This is a genomic window from Parabacteroides sp. KHUB-01 (assembly GCF_056640935.1).
In genome coordinates, this window is sequence record NZ_CM153256.1 from 3,613,224 (window position 1) to 3,634,757 (window position 21,534).

Genomic DNA, 21,534 nt, shown 5'->3' on the forward strand with positions numbered 1-21,534 from the left:
GTATAGATATGGAACGAACAATAATAACAATCAGCGAATCAGGCAAAGTGAACATTCCTGATAGCAATATATGGATGTCGTTTACGGAACTTATGGCGCTATTCGATGTGGCAGCACCCACATTAAAGGTTGAAATCCGAGCCATACACAAAAGCGGAGTGATAACAGAACACACTCAACATTGCGAAGTAATACCATATACCTATTGGGCTACCCTCTACAATATGGATATGATTATAGCCCTTGCATTTCGCATCAACTCATACGGTGCAGAGAAGATACGGGGTGAGTTGTTAAAGAGAATATGCGGACGAAAAGAGAAAGTATGTTATCTCTTTTCGCTTGCAAACTCTATATCGGGTATGTCGTGATGGCATACCGACAAGCCGATAAATCGGTAAGTCTGCATATCGGCTGACTAATCAGCAAAGCAAGCCCGAAGATAGGTTTTTCGCCTGTTTTCGGGCTTGTGGTGTTTATATACCCCTCACATTCCCACCCTCAATGTATCTTATTCATCATTCTGCTACAATTTGCGTAGCAACTTATCCATCAATCACTTATATTTTTGTAGCTGACATTTTTCAAACCCAAAAGAGTGAAATATGGAAGCTAAAAAAGTTACAACAAGCTATCAACCGCCATCAGATGGCGGTATGGCAAAAGAAGAATTTATCCGAGTGGGAACAACACTCTACAAGATTGTGGAGCAGCCAAGACTGAGTGGCGGATATGTGAAGAAGCGTATCCCGTGGAACAATGAAACGCTCCGCCAAGATTATGGCAAGGACTACATCGGCAGCGTTCCCAAGTATGACGGTTTCTGCACCGTACCCGAACACATCGGCTATCGCCCAGTAATCGGCAAGTTTCTTAACCTCTATGAGCCGATAGACCACCGACCGCAGGAGGGTGATTTCCCCTCTATCCGCTCATTGATAGAACACATCTTCGGTGAGCAATATGAGTTGGGTATGGACTATCTGCAACTGCTCTACCTGCAACCTGTTCAGAAGTTACCAATCCTGCTGTTAGTATCGGAGGAACGCAACACAGGCAAGAGCACATTCCTCAATTTTCTGAAAGCCCTCTTTCAGAACAATGTCACATTCAACACCAACGAGGATTTCCGCAGTCAATTCAATTCCGATTGGGCAGGCAAGCTCCTTATCGTGGTCGATGAGGTGCTGCTCAATCGCAGGGAGGACAGCGAGCGGTTGAAGAATCTTAGTACCACATTATCCTACAAGGTGGAAGCCAAAGGCAAAGACCGTGACGAAATAGCGTTCTTTGCCAAATTCGTGCTATGCTCCAACAACGAGTATCTGCCCGTAATCATCGATGCAGGAGAAACACGCTATTGGGTACGCAAGATAAACCGCTTGCAGTCCGATGATACCAACTTCCTGCAACGACTAAAAGCAGAAATACCCGCATTTCTTCATTTCCTCACCAATCGAAAGTTATCCACCGAGAGGGAGAGCCGAATGTGGTTCAACCCCTCATTGCTGCATACCGAAGCATTGCAGAGGATTATCCGCAGCAACCGCAACCGATTGGAGATAGAGATGTCGGAGCTGTTGCTCGATATTATGGCAACTATGAATGTGGATAGCGTTTCATTCTGCCTTAACGACTTTATCGTGCTGTTGATGCACTCTCAGGTAAAGGTAGAGAAACACCAAGTGCGTAAGGTGGTGCAAGAGTGTTGGAAACTGACACCTGCACCCAACGGACTTACCTATACCACCTATCAAGGCAACTACAACCAAAGTTGCCACTATGAGCCGATAAGGAGAGTGGGACGCTTCTACACCATCACAAGGGAGCAACTCGAATCCTTGTAACATTATCTTTTTCTGTTGAATTGTTGAATATGAGTATAAACACACTGATAACAAGCAATATACATTCTCAACAAAATCTCAACAATCCAAAAGAGAAGTTGAGAGACCGACAACCACCGTTTGTGAATTTCTCTTTTGGTGAGCGGTTTGTTGAGAAGATGTTGAGAGGTTACAAGGTTGTATATAAGCATATTACATCAACGGTTCATCAAATCAACAAAATTTCATTAACCTCAAAATCGTAGTAATATGACAATCAACGATGCAAAACAAATCAAGTTGGCAGATTATCTGCAAAGTTTGGGCTATACGCCTATCAAGCAGCAGGGCAAAAGCCTATGGTATAAATCACCACTGAGAAACGAAACCGATGCTTCATTCAAGGTAAATACCGAACTTAACCAATGGTATGACTTCGGTATAGGCAAGGGTGGCAACATCATCGCATTGGCAGCCGAGCTGTACCATAGCGAGAATGTAGCCTATCTGTTGGCTCGCATAGCGGAGCGGACTCCATACATACGCCCTGCCACCTTTTCTTTTGGCGAGCAACAAACCTCTAATCATAGTTTCGAGGACATACAGGTTGGCGAGTTATCCTCGCCTGCACTAATCGCCTACTTTCAGGAGCGAGGCATAAACATCGAACTCGCCAAAAGAGAATGTAAGGAGTTGCGATTTGAGTATAACGGTAAGCCATACTTCGCCATCGGCTTTCCGAATATGGCAGGAGGCTATGAACTCCGTAACCGCTACTTCAAGGGTTGTCTTGCTCCAAAGGATATTACACATATCCGACAGCAGGGCGAGCCACGAGCAACGTGTTACCTCTTCGAAGGGTTTATGGATTACCTCTCTTATCTTACCATTCGGGTAAACGACCACCCCGAAGAGCCACGCATCGAGGCGCAGGATTATATGGTACTCAACTCCGTTACCAACCTCTCAAAAGCAGAACGACTGCTACAACCATACAGCAGAATCGGCTGTTTTCTCGACAACGACCAAGCAGGGCAAAAGGCAATGGAGAGTCTGAAAAAGATGTTCGGAGACAAGCTTAGGGATATGTCGAAACACTATGCCGAGCATAAGGATTTGAACGACTACTTACGCCACAGAATACAAGCGAAACAAGCAGTAAAGAAATCGCAAGTTCAATCCGTAAGACGGATGCCACAACCGCAGCCAAAGAAGAAACGAGGCTTCAGGTTATAGCCCACTATAACTACACGCTTCGCCGATGTGTAGTTGTGGGGCAGAGTGACCTCTCTGCACTCCGCTTATGGGCGTTGCCCCTAAGGACCCCGTAAGCGGAAACTAGCAAACAAACAGCCTAATTGTAACCAATAAAATCAAAGAACTATGGCAATAAAAAGCAGCATACATATCAAGCCTTGCAATATATCATCAAGCGAGGCTCACAACCTCAGAACTCCCGAATATATGCGTAACATCGGAGAGTCGAAAATATACCTCATTCCCGAACTTGTTGCCGACAACGAGCATTGGATAGACCCTCGCATTGCCGACTACGATTTGCAGACGCATTACGACAACATCAAGCAGATGGTTAAAGCAAAGACGGGGCGAGCAATGCAAGAAAAAGAGCGAGAACGCAAAAACAAGAGTGGCAAGATTATCAAAGTGGCAGGATGTTCTCCAATTCGTGAGGGCGTGTTACTCATCAAGTCCGATACAACATTGGAGGATGTTCGCAGATTTGGCGAGGAGTGCCAGGAGCGTTGGGGTATCACACCGCTTCAAATATTCCTGCACAAAGACGAGGGGCATTGGCTGAGTGGAAAGCCCAATGCAGACGATATGGAGAGCTTTCAAATCGGTAGCAGATGGTTTAAGCCGAACTACCACGCACATATCGTATTCGATTGGATGAATCACGAAACGGGGAAGAGTTACAAACTCAACGATGATGATATGACACAGATGCAGACATTGTTATCTGAAATCCTATCAATGGAGCGAGGGCAATCCAAAGCCGAGACAGGCAAGGAGCATTTGGAACGAAACGACTTTATCATCGAGAAGCAGCGTGCAGAGCTGGAACGCATAGAAGTTGAACGGCAGCACAAGGAACACCAGATAGATCTTGCCGAGCAAAAACTCAAACAGGTGAAATCGGAGATACGCACCGACAAACTAAAAAGCGTAGCCACCGATGCAGCCACAGCCCTTGCAAGCGGTGTGAGTTCTCTTTTCGGCAGCGGTAAGATGAAATCATTGGAACGCAAGAATGAGGATTTGAGAGATGAGATAGCCATCCGAGATGAGACCATCAAGCAACTGCAATCCGATATCAAGCAAATGCAGGTGGAGCATCAAAAGCAGATGCAGGAGGTTAAGAGGTCTTACGAAGAAGAGAACCGCAAACAATCGGAATATATCGACAAGATTTTGCGTTACTTCCCGTATGTGGAGAAACTGATGCCGATGATTAAATACCTCAGCGAAAAGATGGGCTTTACGGACGACCTTATACGGAAATTATGCACATTCAAAGATGTATCTGTTACAGGTAAACTCTACTCATCGGAACATAACCAATCGTTTTCAGCTAATGGTGCTATTTGCTCTCTTAAACAAGATAGAGAGGGACATTTTGACCTTAATATCGATGGAGTTTCACGCCATTCGTGGTTCAGACGCAAGAAAGATGAGTTTATGGAAGCGTTAGGACTGCCGACAAGCAGAAGAAACCAAAATCGAGGGCTGAAACTATAAAACACACCCCTAAGTCGTAATAATTCGCCCGTAGAGTGCTTATTATTACGACTTTTGAGTAATTTTGCAGAATAAATAACAAGCTTGAAAAATGGATTGGAAAGTCAATAAACATGTGATTATACCAGAAGGGACAAAATTATCTGAAAGGATGTTTCAATATAATAATATTGTTGAAACAATTACTTTACCAGATGATATTACCTTTTTGCCAGAATATTTCTGTTTTGGCTGTAAAAACTTGAAAGCAGTTTTGGGTGGTCGTAATGTAAAAGTTGTTAGTTATAATACATTTGAGAACTGTTCGCAACTTCATCATCTTGATTTTATACCTAAAATTGGTTACTGGGCTTACGATAGATTTTCCAAAGAATACAATTTAAAGATCGTTCGTGAGTTAAGAATTACAGATTTTTGCAATAGCTATTCAATGAATGACAAACAATATGGTTATGTATTACATAAACAAAATAACGAATATTTAATATGGAATATTACTGCAAAAAAATATGTTTATGCAGTAATTCACTCAGATATTCCATTATATAGTTATGTTGAGTTTTTATACAAATACTCAATGATATTTGATACAAACAATGCTTCATTGAATATCGAACGAAATTTTGTTGATAACATATCTTTGGCAAGTGATGAAGATGTTGATAAATTCATAAATATTGATGATGCTAAAGCATATATAAATGGTTGTTTCTCCTATATCAAGAAAATTAATGCTATGAAAGAGACTGTTCTAAATTATATTGATTCATTAAATATTAAAGAAATAATAGAATCTTATACGGTTTCTATAGATGAGCATATTCGTACAAAAATAGGAGATGATGATACCTATACATTAAATGAGTTTGCATATAGCAATGCTAATCCGTCTGATGTATATTTAGGGAAATTACTGCCATCATATTCTAAAAAAACAAGAGAAAGTGGGTATTGTACATTTTCGTATATGACAGATAAAGAAAAGGAAACTTATAAAGACAAAGAAAATACTGTGAAATTTGAGGCCTTGCACCAATATTCTAAAGAAGAACACATAACCTCGCTAATAGATGCATATATAAGATATCTCTATCGTAGAACGAATATTTATCAAGAAGTTTTAGACGCTGTTAATATTCTAAACAAAAACAGAGAATACATAAGAAGTTCAATGTCATGGAATAGTGATTATAGTTTTTATTGGGATAATATATCACAATTTACATTCAAATTAAATGATAAACTGAATTCTCTGATATTTAAAAAATGAAAATAATATAATAATTGCAATTTATGAAAATAAAAATATTACAAAAAAATGGATGTGCCATATTAGCTGTATTATGCTTAATTGGTTTGTGCCTTCCGTTTGTTGATGCGTATAACGGAGCAGAAAGGTCTATATATTCTAATGTAAAAAATGCGAAAGACTACGAAGTTGACTATGAATGCATGAAATACCTTGATAAATATCCTAAAGGAGAATATGCAAAAGATGTCTCGAATATACTAATATCAAAAATGAAGAAAGATGGAGATATTAAGAGGACATATAAATTGGGTGTCCGTTATGCATCTTTGGAAGTTGGTAAGAAATTAAAAGAACTATCTTATAAAATGGCAGAAATAAAGAATGATTACTATTCTTGGAGTCAATATCTCGAAGTGTGCAACATTGAAGATATAAAAGATGCACAAGAAAGACTTAATAAGTGTACTAACTAATCAGCCTTCTTTATATAGAGCTAAATGTTAATGAGTTTTGATATTTGTGGTATGGAAGAACATATATTTTCTGTTTTTTATTCATGGCAATCTTATATTGGAGGTTACGCAAACAAAAGTTATATTAAAGACAAAATAATATCCGCCTTTAATGAACTATCAATTAGTATAGAGCTTCTTGAAGATTCGAGAGGTTCCACAGGAGCACCAGACATCCCCAACGCCATATTAACAAAAATAGGTAAGTCTGATATTTTTATATGTGACGTAACACCTGCATATACTCTTGTAGTAGATAATGTAAAACAACGAGCTTTGCCCAATCCTAATGTAATGTTTGAATTAGGGTTTGCAGTGCGTTCTTTAGGTTGGGAAAGAATTATTTGCATATGTAATGAAGAATATGGTAGTGTCGAATACTTACCTTTTGATATATCCGCACATCGAATTATCACATACAGGAAAAAAGATACTGACAAAAAATCTGTCAAATCATTGTGTCTAACAAAACTATTGTCTGATATTATATTTAATTACAATGATATTGTCGCTAAGGAAAATGAATTTGATTACAAGAGACACGATATTGAAATTTTTGAAAAAATGATGTCCTTTGTGTCTGAGGAAGAATTTATCAATAGTATCACAGATTTTCGTTCTTCTGGACGATTCTTTAAATGGTATGAAAAGTGTTGGGACTATGTTCAATATTTTCAAGATTATCCTCAAAACAGATTTATCAATTCCTATCTTAACGATAGTTATACCAAGTTATCAAAAGCATTAGATGATTTAAAATCATTAACTTGCCAAATATGTCGTGCTTACAACACAAAATATTGGGAATATGAAGAACCTGAAAATGAATACACTCAAGAAGAATTAAGAGATATTTTAATGACTCAAGAATATAGAAAACGTGAAATACCATATCCTGATAACAATAATTCTGATGAAATTCGTAAATATTACGATGTTATCGATAATGATGAAAGAGAGATTAGAGAAGTGTCTGATAATGTGCTAAGAACATACACAATTTTTCGTGATTGTATAAAAAAAGAACTGATCATATAAATCTATGCATATGAACAATATACAAGCATATACCGAAGCCGTAAGGATTATCAAAGAGGCGATATTACAAAGCCAATATCGTGCAGTTTCCATTGCTAACAAAGAACAATTATCGTTATATTATGGCATTGGCAAATATGTATCAGAAAACTCCCGTAATGGTTTTTGGGGCAAAGGTGCAATAGAAACCATTAGCGAACGATTACAGAAAGAATTACCGGGACTTCGTGGATTCTCTGCTGCGAACATCAAATTTATGCGTCAATTCTATGAGACTTGGTGCGAGGACTTGAAATCGCTAACTGTGGTTAGCGGATTAGGGGATGATAAATCGCTAACTGCGGTTAGCGAAATAGATACGCAGTTATTGATTCCTTGCGAAAGCCCTCAAAAAGAGAATTTTGATGTTGCTTCATTCTTGGGATTGGGATTCACACATCATATGATTATTGTTCGTAAGACCAAAACACTTGCAGAGCGTCTGTTCTACATTCGTCAAGCTCTTGCGAATAAATGGAGCAAAGAGGTATTGTCAGCAAGAATCGAGGATGATTTGTTTAATCATCAAGGAGAGATTGCAAATAACTTCATACAGAAGATACCAGATGCCCGACAGTCATTGAAAGCCATTGGAATGTTCAAAGATGAATATCTTTTGGATTTTATCAATGTAGAGGAACTTGGAGAGCGAGACAAAGAAGATATTGACGAACGAGTCATAGAGCAGAAAATCATACACAACATTAAGAAGTTTATTCTCACTTTTGGACGAGACTTTGCTTTTGTCGGCAATCAGTACAAATTGGAGGTGTACGGGGTGGAACATTTCCCTGACTTGATTTTCTTTAACCGAGAGCTGAACGCACTCGTGGTGATTGAATTAAAGAAAGGAGCGTTTAAATCTTCTTATTTAGGGCAATTATGCACCTATCTTCGTTTAGTGGACGACCAAATGCGTAAGCCACATGAAAATCCATCAATCGGTATAGTTCTATGCAAGAGTGCCGATAAAAAGTATGTTGAGTATGTAATCCAAGACTACGACAAGCCATTAGGCGTTGCAACATACAAAACTTCGGACGAAATGCCTGAGAAATTGAAACAAGCATTGCCCGATATTGAAGAACTGAAAAAATTGCTATAATTGAAATGCAGGCGAAAGAAAATTATTATCATTCTCTTCTCGTCTGCATTTCTTTTTGTACCTTTGTAGCATCAAGAGTTATCACATTGTAGCATAACAATGAAGAACTCAGAAATACGAACGGTTGCTATCTCGTTACCCAATTTTCAAGCAATCCGAATAACCGTTTAATTATAAGATAATTGCATTTTTAGCGTTATTTTTGTAAAAAATATCGTAAAAATTTGTTGGTAATTAAAAAATGCGTACATTGCGTCAAGTTTAGAAATTGTTAACCTAAGTTTGGATTTTGATATAATTATTTGTTGATATAAGTGGAGAATATGAAACAAATACAAAGAGAGGTTATAATTTTCAAACTAATTTGTTTGAGATAAAAAGAAGTGAATCCTTATTCTAATAATTAAATGTATGAAAAATAAATCTCAACCATTATCTATGATGGCTAAAGTAGCTAAATTATCTACTTTATGTCTTATGGTTTCGGCTTTTTCTGCTTATACAGCAAGCGCAGAAGAGGTAAGTTCAAATGATGTTAACATATCAACTGTTACACAGCAATCTAAAACAATCAAAGGAACTATTGTTGATGCTTCCGGCATTCCAATTATTGGTGCTAATGTCCTAGTAAAAGGAACGACAATAGGTATAATTACAGACCTTGATGGAAAGTTCGTTCTTCAGGATGTCCCTGCAAACGGAGTATTGCAGATTTCTTATATTGGCTATAAGTCTGTGGAACAGCCAATCGGTTCAAAAACAGATTTCAATATTACATTGACCGAAGATTCCGAGAAACTTGATGAAGTTGTTGTTGTAGGTTATGGTACTCAGAAGAAAGTTACTGTAACTGGTTCTGTAGCAAGTGTCTCTGGTGAAGAATTGAAAGCATCACCGACATCAAACCTTACGAATGCAATGGTTGGACGTATGCCTGGTGTAATCGGTTTTCAGACAGCAGATGAACCTGGAGGTGGCGGAACAACAATCCGTATCCGTGGTACAAACTCTTTGGGTAGTAAAGACCCGTTGATTGTAATTGATGGTATACCTGATCGTGGGGGTGGTATGAACCGTTTGAATCCAAATGAAATAGAATCAATGTCTGTTTTGAAAGATGCATCAGCAGCAATCTATGGTGCACGTGCAGCTAACGGTGTAATATTGATCACTACAAAACGAGGTAAAGAAGGAAAACCTACAGTATCTTTTAATGCAAGTGCAGGATTTTCTCAGCCGAGTAGATTGCCTAAAATGGCAAATGCTTATGAGTATGCAACAATGGTTAATGAGATTAATCCGGGAACTTGGTCAGATGAAGATTTACGCTTGTTCCAAACAGGAGAAGATCCTTGGGGACATCCTGATACCGACTGGTTTGATACTGTATTGAAACCTGCATCACCAGTTTATCGTGCTGACGTTGGTGTAAGTGGTGGTACAGATATAGTTAAATATTATGTAAATTTAGCTGCAAATGGTGAAGATGGTTTGTATAAAAATTCTCAAAACCGTTATGACCAGTATAGTATTCGTACAAATCTTGATATAAAAACAAGTAAATATGTAACATTCCAAATAGGTTCTACTGCGCGTTTAGAGAATACTAATTATCCGGCAAAGTCTGCAGGTAGTATATTCTCTGGTATTAGACGTGGAAAACCTACACAAGTAGCCTTTTGGCCTACAGGTGAACCAGGTCCGGACTTGGAGCGCGGTGATAACCCAGCAGTAACATGTACGGATGTGGCAGGAAAAGATCAATATAAAAATTATTATATTCAGAATAATGCTTCTGTAAATATAAAATTGCCTTGGGTGGAAGGTTTGTCTTTAAGAGGTAATGCTTCTTATGACGTGCATTTCCAAAATCGTCATAAATTTGAACGTCCTGTTTATCTTTATTCATGGGATGGTGTAAATTATGATAGTTCAGGCTTAAGTGGTGCAAAGCGTTGGTTGGAATCACCTCAGTTAGAACGAAAACATATTGAGCAAACAGATTGGATGACTAACGTGTTGGTAGATTATAACCGTACATTTGGTGATCATACTTTTGGCGGAACATTTGGTGTCGAGGCGCAGAAAAAACATTATGAAGAAACTTATGCATTTCGCAAAGGATTTATTTCTGATTCAAAACCAGAATTGAATCTTGGTGGTGAAGAAGGAATACAAGCTAATGGATATTCATGGAATGAGTCTCGTTTGAATTATTTCGGTCGTTTTTCTTATAACTATTTGGAACGTTATTTGTTAGAATTTGTATGGCGTGTTGATGGTTCTTATCGATTCCCTAAAGATTCTCGTTATGGATTCTTCCCTGGAGTTTCAGCTGCTTGGCGAGCATCGGAAGAAGGTTGGTGGAAAGATAATATCAAATTTATAGATTATTTTAAATTAAGAGCTTCTGTATCTCAGACTGGTAATGATGCATTGCTTGATGCTAACGGTAACTATGACAGATCTATTCAATATCTTAATACCTACGGATTCAGCTCTGCAGGAAGTGTGTTTGGAGGTGTCGAGTATAAACGTTTGTATCCTACAAGAACACCAAATACAGCTATTACTTGGGAAGTTGGTACAACATATGATGTTGGTTTGGATTTCAAATTTTTAAACAATCGTTTGAGTTTGGAAACAGACGTATTTTATCATAAACGTACCAATATGTTGATTTCTAGAAATGCTTCTCTTCCAGAAATAACAGGTATAACATTACCGCGTGAGAATATTGGAAAGATGAAAAATCGTGGTTTTGAAATGTTGTTAGGATGGAATGATAAAGTAGGTGATGTTGAATACTACGCATCATTCAATATGACATATGCAAAAAATGAAATACTTTTCTGGGATGAGACTCCAGGTGTTCCTTCATATCAGGTGTCAACAGGTATGCCTGTAGGTACAGAATTGTATTATATTGCTGATGGAATATTCAGAGATCAAGAAGCTGTTGATTCATACCCTCATTGGGAAGGAGCACAACCAGGTGATATTCGTTTTAAGGATGTTAATAATGATGGTGTAATTAATGCAGATGACCGTGTACGTTTAGATAAAAATCAGGAACCTCGTTTTGTTGGAGGTTTGACTTTAGGTTTGAACTGGAAAGGTTGGGATTTAATGGCATTGTTCCAAGGTGCAACAGGAGGTCAGGTGTATATTCAGACTTGGTCAGGAACAATTGGTAACTTTTTGAAGAGTTATTATGATGAACGTTGGACACCAGAAAATCCTGACGCTACAGGACCACGTACTTACGAACGAGAAAATCAGTATTGGATAACTAACCGTAATACATATTTTTTGAAGAATGCTAATTATTTACGATTGAAGAATGTGGAATTAGGCTATACATTCAATAATGAAGTCTTGAGTAAGATAGGCTTAACTAAGTTAAGAATTTATTCAAATGCAACAAACTTGTTCTGTATTGACGGTGTTAAAGATGCGGACCCAGAACAGCGTGATGTTAATTTGGAATCATATCCATTGAGACGTATTATTAATTTTGGTATTCAAGCTACGTTCTAATTTTTTATTATTATGAAAAAAGTTATAAAGAAAATACATTTGATAGCTGCCTTAGGTTTGGCTATGTCTGTGTCGATTAGTTCATGTTCAGATTTTATGAACTTAACTCCGGAAGACCAGTATGATGAAGAAACCGTATGGTCTGATGCTGGACTCGTTCAGGCTGTAGTAAATGATGTATATTCATACATCCGTCATGGATCAGACGAAGTAAGTACAACAGCTTTGACAGATGATGCGTATTTTACACATAATTATGGTATAAAAGCCATCAATGAAACTGCTGTTTCAGGAAGTGATCTTCAATGGTATGATAATGATTTTTGCCCGTTCAGATGGTCGAATTGTTATAAGGGAATTTATAGAGCTAATCTTGTTCTCAATAATATAGATAGAGTTCCTGAAAAAGTAGGTTATGATCTGAATATGATGAAAGGTGAAACTCTTTTTTTAAGAGCATATTTATATTCTCAATTGGTGAGAGGTTTTGGTGGTGTTCCATTGGTTGATAAAGTATATTCAATCGAAGAAGCTTCAAAACTTTCAATGCCAAGAAATACAGTAAGAGAATGTTTGGATTTTATTATTTCAGATTTGGATCAGGCTATAGAACTGTTACCTGAAACAGTTTCTTCTTCAGATTTGGGACGTGCCACGAAAGGAGCTGCAATAGCACTTAAGGCTCGAATGTACTTACATTTAGCAAGTCCATTATATGCAGATCGAACTGTAAATACTTTGGCTTGTAATCAGTATGATGGAGATTCAAAAGCATTATATGAAAAAGCTTTAGAGTCTGCTAAAGCTGTAATCAACAGTGGTGTTTATTCTTTGGTTGATTGTAATGCTGGAAGTGTTGCTGAAATAGCAAATAATTTTCATTCAATTATTACAACAAACAATGCTGAGATGATTTTTACAAAACAATTTATAAATAAATCTCAGAATGCTGATAACAATGTTAGGAATAGGGTTGCATTATGTCATGGTCCTAATGGATATCATAATTGGGCTGGTGTTACTCCGACTAATGATTTGGTAATGTCGTTTGAAATGGAAGACGGTTCAATCAATAGTTCAATGTTTAAAGCTGGTGAGACAACAACAATGAATCCTTTTTTGAATAGGGAGCCACGTTTTTATGCAACAATTGGTTATGATGGTGCAGAATGGGGTCGTCCTCGTCCATCAGATTCTCAGGCATTTGACCCGACTCCAATGGGAACATTACAGATGGGATTTTATGAATTATCTTCTGGAGGTGGTCCTGTTGATGCACAAGTAGCTTTTGATGCAACAGGTAATCCGATAAAGACTATTTCATTTACTGGAGTGAATGGTGTTGACACACGTAGATCTTCTGTTGAGGATTGGAATGGTTCATTTACTGGATATTTGGAGAAGAAATTGATTGATACTTCGTTTGAAGCATCAGAGTCAATGTTTCAAACATGCCCGTATCCATTTATTCGCTTAGCGGAAATGTATCTTATTGCAGCTGAATCTTGCATAGAATTGAATCGTCTTGATGAAGCCGTTTCATATTTAGATGCTTTACGAAACAGAATTGGACGTCCTGATACAAAGGCTACATTGAATATCAGAAATCTTGCATTTAATCAAAGTAATTTGAGAGAATTCTTAAGATTAGAACGTCGTTCAGAGTTATCTTATGAAGATTCAAGATATTATGATATTCGCCGTTGGATGATTGCGCCTGAAATGATGTCTAAACCATTAACTGGTATTGCTGTGGTTGCAAGATTGAAACCTGGTAAGACAGCGAGTGCTCCTTATGTACAAAATCCGGAAATTTGGGACTACCAATATTTTGTAACGGATTTAACTTATAGAGAAACTAGAAAATGGAACAATAAATTGTATTTCGCTCCAATTAAACGAGATGAAATAAATAGAAATCCGGCTATGGTTCAGAATCAGGGAATGGAATAAATGAATAATTGACTTTGGATTGACAGAAGAGACTGCCTCGTGGTGAGGCGGTCTCTTTTTTTAGTTGACAAGGTTGTTAAATTGAAAATTGAGAATTGAAAATTAGGAGTTAAGAAGTTAAGTAGTTAAGAAGCTTTTTTCTGAAGCCTTGTCAACTTGTCAACTCGTTTCCTTTCTACAAAACCAAATCACAAACTTCTGCCCTTGACTCCTTAATTAAGTCTTTAGGTGATAGTTTTACCTGAAGCCCTCTTTGTCCGGCACTTACATATATGTGTTCAAAGTTTTCAGCTGTATGATGTATGTAAGTTGGGAAGTGCTTTTTCATTCCGATAGGAGAGCAACCGCCACGGATATAGCCGGTCAGAGGAAGTAATTCTTTTACAGGAATCATTTCACAGTTTTTATTACCGGATATTTTAGCTGCCTTTTTCAGATTCACTTCATCAGCTCCCGGGATAACACAAACGAAATATCCGCTTTTGTCTCCATGCAGAACGAGAGTTTTGAAAACTTGTGCGACATCTTCTCCAAGTTGGGCAGCAACATGAACGGCACTAAGGTCGTTCTCGTCCACTTCATATGGAACTAATGTGTATGCGACTTTTGCCTTGTCCAGCAAACGAGCAACATTTGTTTTGTTTATTTTCTCTTTCATATATTTACTCCTTTCATTGAGAGTTGCACTCTCTTTCTAGATTTATCTACGCTTATTACTTTAACCATTACTTGCTGATGCAAAGATACAACCTCTGACGGGTCAGAAACAAATCTGTCTGCAAGTTCTGACACATGAACCAATCCGTTTTCCTTGATACCGACATCAACAAAACATCCAAAGTTTGTTATGTTGGTTATTATTCCTGGAAGAATTTGTCCTTCGCGCAAATCTTCAATGCTTTTAACCGTTGGATCAAAAGTAAACACTTCAATTTGGCGGCGTGGATCACGGCCGGGTTTGTCCAGTTCCTGCATTATGTCGAGCAGTGTCGGCATTCCGATTTTACTGGTCTGATAATTCTCCAGTTTGAGAAGTTTCTTTTTGTCTTTGTTCTTTATCAGTTCTTCAACAGAGCAACCGAGGTCTTTTGCCATAGTTTCTACTATCGGGTAACTTTCCGGATGAACAGCGGAATTATCCAAAGGGTTGTCTCCGTTCTGAATACGCAAGAATCCTGCGCATTGTTCAAATGCTTTGGCTCCCATTCTTGGAACATTCATAAGTTCTTTACGGGAGCGGAATGGTCCGTGTTCAGCTCTGTAGTTTACGATGTTTTGTGCTAATGTAGGGCCAAGGCCTGAAATGTAGGTAAGCAGATGTTTGCTTGCAGTATTAACATTTACTCCAACCTGGTTTACACAACTCTCCACAGTCTGATCCAGACTTTTCTTCAATGCAGTCTGGTCCACATCATGCTGATATTGACCCACACCAATACTTTTCGGGTCGATCTTTACCAGTTCTGCAAGTGGGTCCATCAGTCTTCGTCCGATACTGACAGCACCGCGAACGGTTACGTCATATTCAGGAAATTCTTCTCGTGCAATTTTTGATGCAGAATATATTGATGCTCCGTTTTCACTTACAACGAAAATTTGCAGTTTGCGGTCGAATCTTATGTTTGTTATGAATTCTTCGGTTTCACGACTCGCTGTACCATTGCCGATTGCAATTGCTTCGATATTGTAAGTACTTACTAGTTGGGCAACTTTTGCTGCAGCTTTTCCTTTCTCATTCTTTGGCGGATGAGGGAAAATTGCTTCGTTGTGCAGCAAATTTCCCTGAGAGTCCAGACATACAATTTTGCAGCCTGTTCTGAAACCCGGATCAATCCCAAGCACTCGCTTTTGTCCTAAAGGAGGAGCCAGAAGCAATTGGCGTAAATTCTCGGCAAATACACGGATTGCTTCTCCGTCGGCTTTGTCTTTGCTTATTTTGGCATATTCTGTTTCTATTCCTGGTTTTAGCAATCTTTTCAGAGAATCAGCCAAGGCAATGGCAACTTGCTCGGATGATTCACTATAACCTTTTATGAATCTTCTTTCAAGTCGTTTGCGGCAGTCATCCATATCCGGACTTATACTTACTCTGAGAATACCTTCTGCTTCACCGCGTCGTAATGCCAATATACGATGGGATGAACATCTGTATAATGGTTCGCTGAAATCGAAATAATCTCTGTATTTCTCGCCTTCATCCTCTTTTCCTTTGATAACTTTTGAGGTAATTACGGCTGAGTGCTTGAACGACAGGCGCACGGTGTTGCGTGCATTTTCATTCTCATTAATCCATTCTGCAATTATATCACGTGCCCCTTGTAAAGCATCTTCTGGAGTTTTTACTTCACCTTTGACGAACATCTGTGCCCGTCGCAATGGAGTTGCCTCATTCTGTGCCATAAGGATTTTTGCAAGAGGTTCCAATCCACGTTTACGGGCAACTTCTGCCTTAGTCATTCTTTTGGGTTTATAAGGCAGATAAATATCTTCAATTACAGTAGAATCCCAAGAAGAAAGTATGCGTTGCTTCAGTTCATCACTCATCATTCCCTGTTCTTCAATTGATGATATGATGAAATCCTTTCTTTTCTTTAGTTCCGTCAGTTTGTCCAACTGCTGTTTTATGTTTCCGATTTGGACTTCATCAAGTCCACCGGTCATTTCTTTCCTGTATCGGCTGATGAAAGGGATTGTTGCCCCTTCTTCCAAAAGTGTTATTGTATGTTCTACTTGTTTCTCAGGTATTTGGAGAGCCTGGGAAATAAGCGGGTAAAATTCAGTTGTCATATGTTTGAGTTTTTGAGTTGACAAGTTAACAAGTTGACAAGGCATCAGGAAAAATCTATTTCTCCTTAACTCCTTGTCCCCTCGTTCCCTTGTCCCCTTATAATTACTATTTTCGCTTTCATCAAATCCGCTTCCTCCTCGTTGTGAGAAGAGAATAATATCGTTTGTCCTCTTTCATTTTGCAAATTCTTTATTATTCCGATAATACGCTGCAGAAGTTCCTTGTCGAGTCCTCGGAACGGTTCGTCCATAAGCAGGAGAGGAGCCGGATAGGCAAGAGCACGTGCCAATGAAACTCGTTGCAGCTGACCGTAACTGAGTTCTGATGGATATCGTCCTGCAAGTTCTTCTATCTCCATTGCTTTCAGAAATTTGTCGGCAATTTCCATCGCTTTATTCTTGCAATAAAATGAAGATAGAGGAAGAGTAATGTTATCTTTTGCTGTGAGATGTGTCAGTATTTCCTGTTCCTGGAAAACAGACGATACATATTCCGGCATTCCTTCGATACTTCCTTTAGCCGGCTTGAAGGTTCCATCAATAAGTTTCAGACACGTAGTTTTTCCTGCTCCCGAAGGTGCAGACAACATATATGTATGTCCTTTTACAAGTGAAAAGGAGATATTATCCGGACCAAAATAATATGAAACATTATTTAGCCTGATTTCATTGCGAAGCTGGAAATCCGGAATATTTATAGTAGGATTTGTTGCTTTAATGAATTTTATCTCAGGTTTCCATACTGACAATGATTTCACACCTTTGTCAGTAAGCCAGCTAAGGAATATGGCTATTATAGTCCAAGCTATAAGTTCAGACGTGTTGATGAACAGTTGCGCTTCTTTCATTTTTCCTCCGATACCATTTGTACATTGAGCGATTACTTCGCCCATTATTATAGCGCGCCATCCGAAACCGGCTGCTGATGAGATACCGCTGAACAGATATGGCTGTATCTGCGGATAAATTATGTGCGCAATATAGTTCGTCTGCGACAGATGAAAAACTCTGCCCATTGTTTTATATCCCGGTCTGATATGTTTTATTCCTTGATATAAATTTTCCGTAAGAAGAGGAAACATTGTCAAAAACGAAATGAATAAAGGAATACTTTCGGAATTGAGGAAAATCAGAGCCAAAAGTATAAATGATATTACAGGAACAGAACGCATCGTCACAATCCATGGATTCATTATAATCCTTATCCATTCCTTTTTTGCCATCAAGTATGAAATGATAATGGCCAGAACTAAAGCCGAGACAAGTCCGGCTGCCATTCTCAAACATGTATATGCAATTGAAAGCAGAAAATCTGAATTTCCCGGAATACTTATCAATGTTTTTATCAAATCTGTTATGGGCGGAACAATTTGCTGATTGCCGACAATACAAGCAATTACTTGCCATATCAGCAACATCGATATAATGGAAATGATTGATAGAATTTTCTTTTTCATCTGTTATTCCTCTATAAAGAATTTATTGTCCGGCATTTTACTTCCCAATGCTTTGGGCTCATATTTATATATTAATTCCAGAAATGAATTAACTTCATCCTTTATCTGTGATGCCGGCTTGTAACTGATACAGCATCGTATCACAGAATTACTGTCAAGCGTATTTTTTGCAAAAACTTTCTCTTTTTCCAGAGTTTTAATTGCCTTTTCCGGAAACTTGGCTGTTGAATTGCAGCTTATTGTCAACAGAGAATCTATGATTTCTCTTTTGTTACTTAATTCCTTATGACATACAATTGCAGTCTGAGGGAAACCATACGAAGACTTATCTTTCCTACAGTTCAAATCTGCTACTATTTCCAGACTTTTGTCCTTATTCATCGCAATTGAGATGAAAGGCTCGCTAAGAACAGCAGAATTTACTCTTCCCGACAACAATGCTTGAGTAAGTTCGCCGGCTGATGAAAATGTAAATCTGAAATCTTCGTCCTTGAAATTTGTCAATGATTGTTTTGCGAGAATTTCAGGAGTTGTGCCACGGCCGAAAACATATACAGGAGCTTTCAGACTGTCACGGCTTACTGCATATAAAGTTCCCCAAATTGGGCAACCTGACAAATGATATGGCAGATTTTTATTATACAAATTCGCCGCATTTATCATAGGCAACACAGCTATATCCACTTCCTGTTTTATCAGCAGTGACTGCATTATTTCCGGAGAATCAATCCATCTGATATGGAAAGTGTCTCCATCTATTACAGGTGGATTATCTGCCCATTCGGCAAAAGCTAATGCAGACGGGCCGCGGAGCACAGCTACACTTATTTCTGAATTGTCGTTTTCTTTTGTAATGTGTTTGCAGGATGTTATCAGGAATATTAATATCGGGAGAAAATATTTCATATACTATATTCGGATGTTATTCTAGCTTTATTTATTAGACAAAAAAACACGTGGAATGTGATTATAAAAACAAACCACGTGTCTATAAACAATTAAAGGCTGTCTCACGACAACCCCTAACCAATTTTGTTAACCTTAAATCTAATACTATTATGAAAAAACCACGATGCAAATATATGAACTCGTGTAATACTGTGCAAGAGTTTTGAAGAAAAAAGTGTGTATTTAACAATGTTTTATATGATAATGGGTCTGTTTAATATATTATTACAATATAGAGGTGTTTTACTACTAGAATGAAGGTGTAAATACGTCCGGATGTAATGGATTTTCCTTCCGTAAGTAATTTGATTTTCTTCCGTAAGTAGCACCGGTTACATTCGGATGAAATTTGCAGATGTCACGAAATTTTGCGAATATTGCATACCTGATAGTTGAGATTGTGCAACTTCATTAATATGATTTTATCAAATGGAACTTATAATGTATTCAGCTGATTTGAGCAGCGAACTTCCATTGCCTTTTGCTGACCAGGGAGTAAAGGCTGGTTTCCCTTCTCCGGCTCAGGATTATCTGACTGACAGCATTGACTTGAACCGTGAACTTATCCGCCATCCGGCAACTACTTTTTATGCCCGTGCTTCAGGTGATTCAATGAAAGGCTGTGGAATTGATGATGGCGATCTGCTTGTCATAGACAAGGCTTTGGAACCTCAGGATGGAGATATTGTCGTTGCTTTTATTGATGGAGAGTTTACATTGAAAAAAGTAAGATTTGATGATGCAGACAAATGTATATGGCTTATTCCTGCAAATGAAGAATATTCTCCAATTAGGATAACAGAAGAAAATGATTTTTTGATTTGGGGGGTTCTTACCTATAATATTAAAAGACAATCAAGGAAAAGATGATAGCCCTTGTAGATTGCAATAACTTCTACTGTTCATGCGAACGAGTGTTCAATCCGCTGCTTCGTGACAAGCCTGTCGTTGTCCTTTCGAACAATGACGGATGTGTCGTGGCCAGAAGTAATGAAGTAAAGGCGATGGGTATCAAAATGGGTACACCTCTGTATCAGGTTAGAGATGTTCTTGAGAAGAATAATGTGGCAGTGTTCAGCTCAAATTATAATCTTTATGGTGATATGAGCCGCAGGGTTATGATGCTGCTGTCGGAATTTACGCCGGATTTTGTTCAGTATTCAATTGATGAGGCTTTTCTTGACCTGACAGGTTTTGGAGAAGGAGAAGAGTTACTTTCTTATGGCAGGAAGATAGTTGCTACTGTTAGTAAAGGAACAGGAATTCCTGTAACGATGGGCATTGCTCCGACAAAGACTTTAGCTAAAGTGGCTAGTAGATACGGAAAGAAATATAAAGGTTACAAAGGTGTCTGTATGATTGACTCGGAAGAAAAGCGTATCAAAGCTTTGCAAGGGTTGGATATCGGTGATGTTTGGGGAATAGGACGTCGCAGTTTGGACAAGATGCGTTATTACGGAGTTAACACTGCATGGGATTTTACTCAGAAAAGTGAGAGTTGGGTGAGAAGGCTATTCACTGTATCCGGGGTTCGCACATGGAGAGAACTTCAAGGTGAATGTTGTATTAGTGAAGATGATGTTCCTCAGAAGAAAAGTATATGTACCAGCCGTAGCTTTCCTGATTCCGGTATTTCAGAACTATCTTCATTGGAGGAAGCTATAGCAAATTTTGCTGCAGAATGTGTACGCAAACTTCGTGGACAGAGGAGTTGTTGCACTGAGATAACTGTATTTGCATATACTAGCCGTTTCCGTCAGGATGTCCCGCATCATTGCATTAATCGTACAATACATTTAAATGTACCTACAAATAATTTACAGGAATTGGTAAGTACGGCTGTAAAAGCATTTCGTATGGACTTTCGTAAAGAAAGTGGATGCCTTTATAAGAAAGCCGGTGTTATAGTTTGGAATATAATATCAGATAATGCGATTCAAACCAGTCTGTTTGATAATATAGATAGAGAGAAACAAGCCCGTTTGGCTGATGCCATAGATGCTATCAACAGGAAAAACGGGCATAACACTGTGAGGGTTGCTGTTCAAGGAACATCCGATAAATCATGGCATTTGAAAAGTGAACATAGGAGTAAACAATATACGACTAATATTGATGAGGTCATTATTGTAAAGTGATATAGGGATAATGTGTTGATTATTTAGGTTTCGTTCAGTTAATGAGTTGACAAGAACTCTTATAGATAATTAAGTGCTAAGTAATAGGTGTTTTATCTTGTCAACTTGTCTCTGAAACCTTGTCAACTTTTAAGTTTTGCAATTTGTAAAACTTAAATTAATTATACAGAGAGAAAGAA

16 protein-coding genes are annotated in these 21,534 nt (G+C 38.2%); 12 read left to right on the top strand and 4 right to left on the bottom strand.

The genetic code is table 11. The annotated features are described in order from the left end of the window. Positions 1-8: 8 nt before the first annotated feature. From ACYIAR_RS15310 to ACYIAR_RS15355, 10 genes are all read left to right on the top strand, one after another. Complete coding sequence (locus ACYIAR_RS15310; protein WP_480330872.1) at positions 9-371, top strand: virulence RhuM family protein; 363 nt, start codon at positions 9-11, stop codon at positions 369-371. A gap of 234 nt (positions 372-605) precedes the next feature. Then, the gene (locus ACYIAR_RS15315; RefSeq protein WP_480330874.1) at positions 606-1,847 is read left to right on the top strand and encodes a primase-helicase family protein; all 1,242 of its coding nucleotides are present in this window, start codon (positions 606-608) and stop codon (positions 1,845-1,847) included. A gap of 249 nt (positions 1,848-2,096) precedes the next feature. After that, on the top strand, positions 2,097-3,062 hold the full coding sequence (locus ACYIAR_RS15320; RefSeq protein ID WP_480330876.1) for a toprim domain-containing protein: 966 nt from the start codon (positions 2,097-2,099) through the stop codon (positions 3,060-3,062). A gap of 147 nt (positions 3,063-3,209) precedes the next feature. Next, on the top strand, positions 3,210-4,586 hold the full coding sequence (locus tag ACYIAR_RS15325; protein WP_480330878.1) for a mobilization protein: 1,377 nt from the start codon (positions 3,210-3,212) through the stop codon (positions 4,584-4,586). A 91-nt stretch (positions 4,587-4,677) separates the two neighbouring features. Next, positions 4,678-5,856, top strand: coding sequence for a leucine-rich repeat protein (locus ACYIAR_RS15330; RefSeq protein WP_480330880.1), 1,179 nt, complete (start codon positions 4,678-4,680; stop codon positions 5,854-5,856). A gap of 23 nt (positions 5,857-5,879) precedes the next feature. Then, complete coding sequence (locus ACYIAR_RS15335; RefSeq protein ID WP_480330882.1) at positions 5,880-6,311, top strand: hypothetical protein; 432 nt, start codon at positions 5,880-5,882, stop codon at positions 6,309-6,311. A 51-nt stretch (positions 6,312-6,362) separates the two neighbouring features. Beyond that, positions 6,363-7,388, top strand: coding sequence for a hypothetical protein (locus ACYIAR_RS15340; RefSeq protein WP_480330884.1), 1,026 nt, complete (start codon positions 6,363-6,365; stop codon positions 7,386-7,388). A gap of 10 nt (positions 7,389-7,398) precedes the next feature. Continuing rightward, positions 7,399-8,532 carry a PDDEXK nuclease domain-containing protein gene (locus ACYIAR_RS15345; protein ID WP_480330886.1) on the top strand — a complete coding sequence of 378 codons (1,134 nt, stop codon included), beginning with the start codon at positions 7,399-7,401 and terminating at the stop codon, positions 8,530-8,532. Between the two features lie 411 nt (positions 8,533-8,943). Continuing rightward, positions 8,944-12,072, top strand: a complete 3,129-nt coding sequence (locus ACYIAR_RS15350) for a SusC/RagA family TonB-linked outer membrane protein (RefSeq protein ID WP_480330888.1) — start codon at positions 8,944-8,946, stop codon at positions 12,070-12,072. Between the two features lie 12 nt (positions 12,073-12,084). Continuing rightward, the gene (locus ACYIAR_RS15355; protein WP_480330890.1) at positions 12,085-14,025 is read left to right on the top strand and encodes a RagB/SusD family nutrient uptake outer membrane protein; all 1,941 of its coding nucleotides are present in this window, start codon (positions 12,085-12,087) and stop codon (positions 14,023-14,025) included. A 175-nt stretch (positions 14,026-14,200) separates the two neighbouring features. On the opposite strand, the gene ybaK is transcribed toward ACYIAR_RS15355, so the two are convergent. The 4 genes from ybaK to ACYIAR_RS15375 all read right to left on the bottom strand — a co-directional run bounded on the left by ybaK (position 14,201) and on the right by ACYIAR_RS15375 (position 19,175). Then, a complete protein-coding gene (gene ybaK, locus ACYIAR_RS15360) occupies positions 14,201-14,683 on the bottom strand; it encodes a Cys-tRNA(Pro) deacylase (RefSeq protein ID WP_480330892.1) in 483 nt (160 codons plus the stop codon). After that, positions 14,680-16,812 carry a Tex family protein gene (locus tag ACYIAR_RS15365; protein WP_480330894.1) on the bottom strand — a complete coding sequence of 711 codons (2,133 nt, stop codon included), beginning with the start codon at positions 16,810-16,812 and terminating at the stop codon, positions 14,680-14,682. The genes ybaK and ACYIAR_RS15365 overlap by 4 nt, the downstream gene beginning before the upstream one ends. A 65-nt stretch (positions 16,813-16,877) precedes the next feature. Beyond that, positions 16,878-18,269, bottom strand: coding sequence for an ATP-binding cassette domain-containing protein (locus tag ACYIAR_RS15370; protein ID WP_480330896.1), 1,392 nt, complete (start codon positions 18,267-18,269; stop codon positions 16,878-16,880). Positions 18,270-18,272: 3 nt separating this feature from the next. Beyond that, positions 18,273-19,175 carry a substrate-binding domain-containing protein gene (locus ACYIAR_RS15375; RefSeq protein ID WP_480330899.1) on the bottom strand — a complete coding sequence of 301 codons (903 nt, stop codon included), beginning with the start codon at positions 19,173-19,175 and terminating at the stop codon, positions 18,273-18,275. Between the two features lie 471 nt (positions 19,176-19,646). Here ACYIAR_RS15375 and ACYIAR_RS15380 point away from each other — a divergent pair, with 471 nt between their 5' ends. Together ACYIAR_RS15380 and ACYIAR_RS15385 are read left to right on the top strand one after the other, a co-directional pair. Further along, positions 19,647-20,087, top strand: coding sequence for a LexA family protein (locus tag ACYIAR_RS15380; RefSeq protein ID WP_480330901.1), 441 nt, complete (start codon positions 19,647-19,649; stop codon positions 20,085-20,087). Beyond that, on the top strand, positions 20,084-21,355 hold the full coding sequence (locus ACYIAR_RS15385; protein ID WP_480330903.1) for a Y-family DNA polymerase: 1,272 nt from the start codon (positions 20,084-20,086) through the stop codon (positions 21,353-21,355). Before ACYIAR_RS15380 ends, ACYIAR_RS15385 begins: the two co-directional genes overlap by 4 nt. The last annotated feature ends 179 nt before the right edge of the window (positions 21,356-21,534 follow it).

Excerpts from the sequence above, each read along its gene's own strand:
- ACYIAR_RS15340 (WP_480330884.1), top strand. The coding sequence starts at position 6,363 with ATGGAAGAACATATATTTTCTGTTTTTTATTCATGGCAATCTTATATT.
- ybaK (WP_480330892.1), bottom strand. The coding sequence starts at position 14,683 with ATGAAAGAGAAAATAAACAAAACAAATGTTGCTCGTTTGCTGGACAAG.
- ACYIAR_RS15370 (WP_480330896.1), bottom strand. The coding sequence starts at position 18,269 with ATGAAAAAGAAAATTCTATCAATCATTTCCATTATATCGATGTTGCTG.
- ACYIAR_RS15355 (WP_480330890.1), top strand. The coding sequence starts at position 12,085 with ATGAAAAAAGTTATAAAGAAAATACATTTGATAGCTGCCTTAGGTTTG.
- ACYIAR_RS15350 (WP_480330888.1), top strand. The coding sequence starts at position 8,944 with ATGAAAAATAAATCTCAACCATTATCTATGATGGCTAAAGTAGCTAAA.
- ACYIAR_RS15375 (WP_480330899.1), bottom strand. The coding sequence starts at position 19,175 with ATGAAATATTTTCTCCCGATATTAATATTCCTGATAACATCCTGCAAA.
- ACYIAR_RS15335 (WP_480330882.1), top strand. The coding sequence starts at position 5,880 with ATGAAAATAAAAATATTACAAAAAAATGGATGTGCCATATTAGCTGTA.
- ACYIAR_RS15310 (WP_480330872.1), top strand. The coding sequence starts at position 9 with ATGGAACGAACAATAATAACAATCAGCGAATCAGGCAAAGTGAACATT.
- ACYIAR_RS15365 (WP_480330894.1), bottom strand. The coding sequence starts at position 16,812 with ATGACAACTGAATTTTACCCGCTTATTTCCCAGGCTCTCCAAATACCT.
- ACYIAR_RS15325 (WP_480330878.1), top strand. The coding sequence starts at position 3,210 with ATGGCAATAAAAAGCAGCATACATATCAAGCCTTGCAATATATCATCA.
- ACYIAR_RS15320 (WP_480330876.1), top strand. The coding sequence starts at position 2,097 with ATGACAATCAACGATGCAAAACAAATCAAGTTGGCAGATTATCTGCAA.
- ACYIAR_RS15330 (WP_480330880.1), top strand. The coding sequence starts at position 4,678 with ATGGATTGGAAAGTCAATAAACATGTGATTATACCAGAAGGGACAAAA.
- ACYIAR_RS15380 (WP_480330901.1), top strand. The coding sequence starts at position 19,647 with ATGGAACTTATAATGTATTCAGCTGATTTGAGCAGCGAACTTCCATTG.
- ACYIAR_RS15385 (WP_480330903.1), top strand. The coding sequence starts at position 20,084 with ATGATAGCCCTTGTAGATTGCAATAACTTCTACTGTTCATGCGAACGA.
- ACYIAR_RS15315 (WP_480330874.1), top strand. The coding sequence starts at position 606 with ATGGAAGCTAAAAAAGTTACAACAAGCTATCAACCGCCATCAGATGGC.
- ACYIAR_RS15345 (WP_480330886.1), top strand. The coding sequence starts at position 7,399 with ATGAACAATATACAAGCATATACCGAAGCCGTAAGGATTATCAAAGAG.